General features: G+C 50.8%; 7 protein-coding genes. 2 read left to right on the forward strand and 5 right to left on the reverse strand.

The annotated features are described in order from the left end of the window. The 5 genes from JU82_RS08050 to gyrA form a co-directional block, all read right to left on the reverse strand. Window positions 1-1,010, reverse strand: a 1,010-nt coding sequence (locus JU82_RS08050; RefSeq protein WP_037949219.1) for an aspartate-semialdehyde dehydrogenase, incomplete at its 3' end; no start/stop codon positions are given. Between the two features lie 96 nt (window positions 1,011-1,106). Next, complete coding sequence (locus JU82_RS08055; RefSeq protein ID WP_037949221.1) at window positions 1,107-2,261, reverse strand: sigma-54 dependent transcriptional regulator; 1,155 nt, start codon at window positions 2,259-2,261, stop codon at window positions 1,107-1,109. A gap of 20 nt (window positions 2,262-2,281) precedes the next feature. Next, window positions 2,282-2,686: a hypothetical protein gene (locus tag JU82_RS11965; protein WP_294892590.1), complete on the reverse strand. Its 405-nt coding sequence runs from the start codon at window positions 2,684-2,686 to the stop codon at window positions 2,282-2,284. Next, window positions 2,635-3,084 carry an LPP20 family lipoprotein gene (locus JU82_RS08065; protein ID WP_037949225.1) on the reverse strand — a complete coding sequence of 150 codons (450 nt, stop codon included), beginning with the start codon at window positions 3,082-3,084 and terminating at the stop codon, window positions 2,635-2,637. The genes JU82_RS11965 and JU82_RS08065 overlap by 52 nt, the downstream gene beginning before the upstream one ends. A gap of 48 nt (window positions 3,085-3,132) precedes the next feature. After that, window positions 3,133-5,616 carry a DNA gyrase subunit A gene (gyrA, locus tag JU82_RS08070; RefSeq protein WP_037949227.1) on the reverse strand — a complete coding sequence of 828 codons (2,484 nt, stop codon included), beginning with the start codon at window positions 5,614-5,616 and terminating at the stop codon, window positions 3,133-3,135. 159 nt (window positions 5,617-5,775) lie between these two features. Here gyrA and JU82_RS08075 point away from each other — a divergent pair, with 159 nt between their 5' ends. Together JU82_RS08075 and JU82_RS08080 are read left to right on the forward strand one after the other, a co-directional pair. Then, on the forward strand, window positions 5,776-6,114 hold the full coding sequence (locus JU82_RS08075; protein WP_037949229.1) for a P-II family nitrogen regulator: 339 nt from the start codon (window positions 5,776-5,778) through the stop codon (window positions 6,112-6,114). A gap of 220 nt (window positions 6,115-6,334) precedes the next feature. After that, a partial coding sequence (locus tag JU82_RS08080) for an ammonium transporter (RefSeq protein WP_294892594.1) occupies window positions 6,335-7,495 on the forward strand: 1,161 nt, incomplete at its 3' end.

Here is a 7,495-nt window from a genome sequence, read left to right on the forward strand (position 1 = left end):
ACCCATTTCTGAGCGATTCTGACGGCATTGGTTGCCGCGCCTACGCGAAGGTTGTCGGCAACGACCCACAAATGCAGGACGTTATCGCGGTAAAGGTCGCGACGGATACGGCCGACAAACGTTTCGTTTTGGTCCATACACATGGACGGCATCGGATAGATGCTTTCTTCGGGCTCGTCAAGAACGATGATGTTGGGGGCTTTGCGGAGCAATTCGCGTGCTTCGTCCGCATCGACCGCACCGTCGAAGGTAAGGGTCAAGGTTTCGGCATGGCCGCGAAGCGTCGGAATGCGGACGCACGTTGCGCTCACTTCGATATCCTTGTGCATGATTTTCTTCGTTTCATTCACCATTTTGAGTTCTTCTTTCGTATAACCCGTATCGGTGAACGAATCGATTTGCGGGATGGCGTTGAGCGCAATACGGTGAGGAAATTTTTTGGCTTCGACTTCATCGAGTTTGAACGCAAAAAATGCCTGCATCTGTTCGACGAGTTCTTCCATTGCCGATTTTCCCGCACCCGAGGTCGCCTGATACGTGCTTACATCGACACGCAGAAGGTCATAGGCTTCATCAAGCGGTTTGAGCGCCTGAACCATCTGGATTGTCGAGCAGTTAGGGTTGGCGATAATGCCCGTGTTTTTCCACTGAGCGATATCTTCGGGATTGACTTCGGGAACGACGAGAGGAATATTCTCAACCATACGGAAATGGCTGGTGTTGTCGATGACGACCGCTCCGGCCGCAGCCGCATACGGGGCAAATTCCGCTGACACGCTTCCGCCCGCGCTGAATAGGGCGATATCGATTTTTTCTTCATCGAATACGGTGGGGGTAAGTTCTTTGATGACAAGGTCGGAGTCGTTGAAGGTCACCGTATTGCCGGCACTGCGCGCACTGGCCAAAGGCACGAGTTTGCCGAGTGGAAAATCGATCTCTTCAAAAATGCGTAAAATTTCTTCACCTACGGCACCGCTGGCACCTACGATCGCGACGTTGTAACGTTTCATTGGAAGCTTTCCTTGAGAGGGAAGTGAAATCGCCTCTGTATTTTTGTCGCGATTATAGCAAACGAAGGCTTGGAGGTGATTGAAAGCGGCGGCTTACTATACTCTGCCCAAGCCCCGCGCTTCCAAAAACAGATCCTCGACGCCGATAACGTCGCCGTCGCTGAGAATCGCAGAGCGCTCGACGACGGAGATCAATTCTCGGATGTTTCCGGGCCAGTTGTAGTTTTCGAGCGCTGCTTTGGCTTCCGTACTGAAGGTTTTGGAAGCAAAGCCGTATTGCATGCAATAGCGCTCCAGCGCCGCTTCGGCGATCATAAGAATCTCTTCGCGCCGTTCGCGCAGCGGAGGGATGAGCAACGGTATCGTATTGAGGCGGTAATACAAATCCTCGCGGAATTCGCCGTCGCTTATTTTGCGGGTCAGGTCGGCATTGGTCGCCGTGATGATGCGGACATCGATTTTTGTATTTTTGGCCGCACCCAAACGCCGAATCTCCCGCTCTTGCAGTACCCGCAACAGTTTGGCCTGAAGCGGGTAAGGCATTTCGCCGATTTCATCGAGGAAAAGTGTCCCCCCTTCGGCGAGTTCGAATTGTCCCGCCTTGGCTTCTCCCGCATCGGTGAAGGCCCCTTTTTCAAAACCGAAAAGTTCGCTTTCGATCAGATTGTCGGGGATCGCGGCCATATTGATCGCGACAAACCCTTTGGAAGCACGGGGGGAAGAATCGTGGATGTGGCGGGCCAGAACTTCTTTTCCGACGCCGCTTTCGCCCAGAAGCATAATGCTCGCATCCGTGGCAGCCGCTTTGGAGATACGTTCCAAGAGCTTTTCAAGCGCGGGAGAGGTCCCCAAAAAGCATTCCCCCGATTGCGGTTTGGCAACCGCGCCTTTCGGAGTTTTCTGCGCCACGGCGGCGGTTCGTTCGATCGCAGCGATCAGCGTTTCGATTTCGAACGGCTTGAGGAGAAAGTCTTTGACACCCAGCTGGATCGATTCGATAGCGCGGGTGAGCGTCGCGTTGCCGGTGATGATGATTACCTCGTATTTTCCGCCGAGTGTTTTGACGAATTCGATCCCGTCCATGCCGGGCATGTTGATGTCGCTGATGATAAGATCAAAGGTATCGTCTAGTTTTTTGAGGGCATCCCGGGCATTTTTGAAGGTGTAGACGTCGTATTTTTCGTAATCACCCATCGCAATTTCGAGTGATTTGCGCATATTGATATCGTCTTCGACAATCGCGATTTTCATCCGTACCCTTTTGAACAGCGTTATTTTAATACGCTGATTGTAACAGAGTCATCATTAAACTCGACTGCATAGCATTGTGTCGGGAGGGTCAGTGTCTCTTGTGTTTTGGCATCTGAATCGAGGAACCTGGCAGTGCTTTTGATGCGTGTCGCATCCGGCAGGGTGTATTCGATGAAGGTGTCTTTTTCCCGTTCGAGTACCGCTTTTAAGGATTCATCAGGAAAACGCCGAAGAGAGAGTGTTGAAAGTTCGGAGGCCGGACACGGCTGCATTGCTTTGGAGACGGAAAACGTTTCGTGGACGGCTTGAGCGTTTTGGGTGGTGAGCCGATACCCTATGTAGTAGTGATCGGCTCCGGTGCAGAGGGTAGAGATTAGCGCAATACCCGCGAATAAGATAGAGCGATTTCCATTTCGACTTCGCACAGACCCTCTTTAAATGTCGTATTGGTAACATTGGCACCGCGCACCAATGCTTCGACCGATGTTCGGGTGCTGGATTGAACGAGCATCAAATTTTTGATGGTGTCTTGACCTTCGACTTGAACCCCTTTGACCTTTTCAGCGATCTGACGGTAGCCATCCGCCATCGCCGCGCGTTTTGCCAACGCATAGGCTTGCGCCGGAGAAGCGGTTACCGACGGAGCAACTCCTTGACCGACGACGGTGATGACGAGTTGGTTTTCGGCATTTAAAATCGGTTCGACGCAATTGCCGTCCGTGCCGCTGTAGACACATTTGACATTTGGTTCTTCACTCGATAAAAAGCCCGCATGAAGGGCAGAGACACTTAGTAGAAGTGCAATGACTGCAGAGATTCGCATTCTGTATCCTTAGGAAGGTTTCAATTAATTAGCTGTTATTAGCAAATATCATTCCAACTCGAAGGTGCTTTCGTCACCTTCGCCTTCACCTTCATCCTCTTCTTCGGTTTTAGGGCAGCGTGAAATACTGGCGACGTCGTCTCCTTTGACGATATAGACACCGCTTGTGTTGCGTCCCGATTTGGCAATGGTTTGCATATCGACGCGGATCATTTTGCCCGCTTTGGTCAAGGCCATCATGTCCATGGTTTCATCAACCATGAGACATCCGACGACGGTGGTTCCCGTTTTGGCGTTGAGTTTCATCGCAATGACACCGGAACCGGCACGGTTGGTCAAGCGGTATTCTTCAGCGGTGGTTCGTTTTCCGATCCCTTTTTCACTGACCATGAGAATCTCTTCTTCATCGCTTTTGATAATGTTCGCATCGACGACGACGTCGCCGTCGATTTTGAATTTGATACCGCGAACCCCGCGGGTACTGCGTCCCTGATCACGTGTTTTGTCAATCTCGAACTTGATACATTGCGCAAATTTGGTGACAATGAAGAGGTATTTTGTCTCTTCAGTCGCGATGTGCGCCGTGATAAGGGTATCGCCATCATCGAGGACGATGGCGCGTACGCCGTTGCTTCGGATGTTCGAGAATTCGTTGAGAGCTGTTCGTTTGACAATCCCGTTTTGGGTGAAGAACACCAGCGATTTCGTTTCGCTGAAATCGGTCGTCGGGATGACGGAACGGATTTTCTCATTGGCTTCGAGATTGATCAGGTTGACAACCGCTTTGCCTTTTGCCGTACGGGAACCTTCAGGGATTTTGTACACTTTGAGCCAGTGGAGCTGCCCGCGATCGGTCACGAACATCAAGGTATCGTGCGTGTTGCAGGTATAGAATTTTTCGATGAAGTCGTCGTCGTACGTCGTGACGGCTACTTTTCCTTTACCGCCGCGGCGTTGTTTTTCGTAGGCGGCAAGAGGAACCCGTTTGATGTATCCGCGGTGGGTGATCGTGACGACCATCGGCTCGTTCGGGATCAAATCTTCGATATTAATGTCGTCGTAGTTGTCTTCGATGTCGGTCAGACGAGGGATGTCATACTGTTCGACGAGCTCGATGAATTCTTCTTTGATAATCCCTTTGAGGACGTCTTCACTGCGAAGGATGGATTCAAGGTATTCGATAAGTGTCAGGATTTCTCTGAGCTCGTTTTCGATTTTTTCGCGCTCAAGGCCGGTGAGGCGTTGCAAACGCATATCGAGGATCGCCTGGGCCTGGATAGGTGAAAAATCGAATTGGGAAATCAGCCCTTCTTTGGCAGCTTCGCCGTCAGTGCTGCCGCGGATCAGCTTGATAATCGCATCGATATGGTCGAGGGCTTTTTTCAAACCTTCCAAAATGTGGGCGCGGGCTTTGGCTTTTTCAAGATCGAAAATCGTGCGGCGGATGATGACCGTTTTGCGGTGATTGATGAAATGTCCCAGCATTTCCAGCAATGCGAATACGCGCGGTTCCTGATTGAACGTCGAGAGCATGATAATCCCGAACGTCGTCTCCATATTGGTCGATTTGTACAGGTTGTTCAAAACGATTTCGCTCATCGCGTCGCGCTTGAGTTCGATAACGACACGGATACCTTCACGGTCGGATTCGTCACGGATCTCGCTGATCCCTTCGATGAACTTGTCTTTGACCAGTTCGGCGATGTTTTCAATCAGGCGCGCTTTGTTGACCTGATAGGGAAGTTCGTCGATGACGATGACGTCTTTGTTCGATTTTTTTTCAATGTGGGTTTTGGCGCGAACGCGGATACGGCCGCGACCGGTCTCGTACGCGTCCAGAATCCCTTTTTTACCGTAGATGGTTCCGCCCGTAGGGAAATCGGGAGCTTTGATGAACTGCATGATGTCAATCAGGGTGGCGTTCGGATTATCGATCAGATAGACCAGAGCCTGCAGAACCTCCTGCGGATTGTGCGGAGGGATGTTGGTCGCCATACCGACGGCGATACCGCTGGAACCGTTGATTAGAAGATTCGGAACCCGCGTAGGGAGGACATCCGGTTCCTGCGTCGTACCGTCGTAGTTGTCGACCATGTCCACAGTGTCTTTGTCCAAATCTTTAAGCAGTTCGCCCGCGTAACGGGTCATACGGGCTTCGGTATAACGCATTGCCGCTGCGTTGTCGCCGTCAACCGAACCGAAGTTCCCCTGGCCGTCGACAAGCGGTGCACGCATGGAAAACGGTTGTGCCATACGAACAAGCGCGTCGTATACGGACGTGTCGCCGTGCGGGTGATATTGACCGATGACGTCCCCGACGATACGGGCCGATTTTTTATACTTGGCACCGGCAGAAAGGTTCAGCTTGTCCATCGCATACAGGATACGGCGGTGAACGGGTTTAAGTCCGTCACGTACATCAGGAAGCGCCCGTCCGATGATAACGCTCATCGAGTAGTCTAGGTAACTGCTCTTGAGAGTGTCTTCAATATTAATATCGTTTATTTCGCTGTTGTCTAGCAGATCGTTCATTTCGTCCCCGGAAAGTGAAGATTAGGTGACTGATTATAGCTGAACGAGACTTAAAGTCTTAAAATCTGTTTTTTTGTGGTGTCAGCCCTGGTTCCATTTGCTTAATTAGTTAAATAAGGTTACAATTATTCAAAATATCTTGCGGAGTTATGCATTATTATGAAAAAAGTGGAAGCGGTTATCAAACCATTTAAATTAGAAGACGTCAAAGACGCATTGGCCGAAATCGGTATTACCGGGATGACGGTAAGCGAAGTCAAAGGATACGGACGCCAAAAAGGGCACAGCGAACTCTATCGCGGTGCCGAGTATGTGGTTGATTTCCTCCCTAAAATCAAAATGGAGATGGTTGTCGATGACGCGATGGCCGATCAGGTTGTCAATACGATCGTAGAAGCCGCACGTACAGGTAAAATCGGTGACGGCAAAATCTTTATCAGTGATATCAACCGAATCGTTCGTATCCGTACCGGCGAAACCGACAGCGACGCTATTTAACTTCCACATTTCGACATCCGGCAGTATTGCGGGGTGTCTCTGCCTCTGCGAACCATAATAAATTTCTACAAAATAACTGCTTTTTAAATGATCTCTAAAATTGATTAAAAATTAATCAACTATACTTCTCTTCTCTGTCAGGTTAGCCTGTACAATGGTACGTGACATTTCAGTTAACACAGGATTGTTCGAAAGATCAATCTGAAAAAAGGAGAGGATAATGAAAAAGTGGCTTTTAGCTTTATCGCTACTTGGCGTATCGGCATTTGCCGAGGATGCTGTTGCACCTGTGCTTAATGCGGGAGATACGGCTTGGATGATGATGTCGACGGCACTGGTAATGCTGATGACCCCGATCGGGCTTGCGTTGTTTTACGGCGGGATGACCCGTTCTAAAAACGTTCTTAATACGTACGCAATGGTTTTCGGAGCTTTCGTTGTTTCGTTTATCGCATGGGTTGTTGCCGGTTTCTCGGTAGCGTTCGGTACGATGGACGGGGCGATGAATCAGGTTATCGGCGGATTCGGCCATATCATGCTCAACGGCATCAGCTGGACGGAATTTGCAAGCGTTGATTTGGGACAACTCTATCCGAAGTTTGTATTCGTCGTGTTTCAGGGGACATTTGCCGCGATCACGGTAGCGATTGCCGCCGGCTCCGTCATCGAGCGGATGAAGTTTTCCACATGGATGGTGTTTGCCTTTATCTGGACGATTGTAGTATATGCTCCGATTACCCACATGGTATGGGGCGGCGGTTACCTCTTCAACGAAGGGGCTCTTGACTTTGCAGGCGGTACGGTCGTACATATGAACGGCGGTTTGGCCGGGCTTGTTTTGGCTCTCCTAATCGGTAAACGTGCCGGATATCCGAAAACGGCTATGAAACCGGGCAGCGTTGTGTTGACGGCTGTGGGTGCCGGTCTGCTGTGGTTCGGATGGTACGGGTTCAACGGCGGATCGGCTTTCGGTGCGAACGCTATCGCAGGTGTCGCGTATCTGACGACGACGATTGCGGCTTCAGTGGCTACGGTTACCTGGATCGTGGTTGAGTATGCGGTGTTCAAAAAACCGACGTTGCTCGGTGCGGCTACCGGTGCGATCGCAGGATTGGTTGCGATTACCCCTGCGGCGGGATTCGTCGGTGTATCGGGTGCGTTCATTATCGGTGCGGTCGGTGCGCTTATCGCATTCTTCGGTGTTACGGCACTCAAGAAAAAATTGGGCTACGATGACAGTCTCGATGCGTTCGGGGTTCACTTCCTTGCGGGTCTTTGGGGTGCGATAGCAACCGGTATCTTCGCTCTGTACGCTCCGAATACGGACAACGCTTTGCTGTGGGCAGGACCGCTCAAAGATTCGGGTGACCGTATGGGACAA

It is taken from the genome of Sulfuricurvum sp. MLSB (assembly GCF_000747095.1).
Lineage (GTDB): Bacteria > Campylobacterota > Campylobacteria > Campylobacterales > Sulfurimonadaceae > Sulfuricurvum.

What these genes read in the sequence shown, in the direction of transcription:
- JU82_RS08065 (WP_037949225.1), bottom strand. Translation starts at nt 3,084, where the DNA reads ATGCGAATCTCTGCAGTCATTGCACTTCTACTAAGTGTCTCTGCCCTT.
- JU82_RS08055 (WP_037949221.1), bottom strand. Translation starts at nt 2,261, where the DNA reads ATGAAAATCGCGATTGTCGAAGACGATATCAATATGCGCAAATCACTC.
- gyrA (WP_037949227.1), bottom strand. Translation starts at nt 5,616, where the DNA reads ATGAACGATCTGCTAGACAACAGCGAAATAAACGATATTAATATTGAA.
- JU82_RS08075 (WP_037949229.1), top strand. Translation starts at nt 5,776, where the DNA reads ATGAAAAAAGTGGAAGCGGTTATCAAACCATTTAAATTAGAAGACGTC.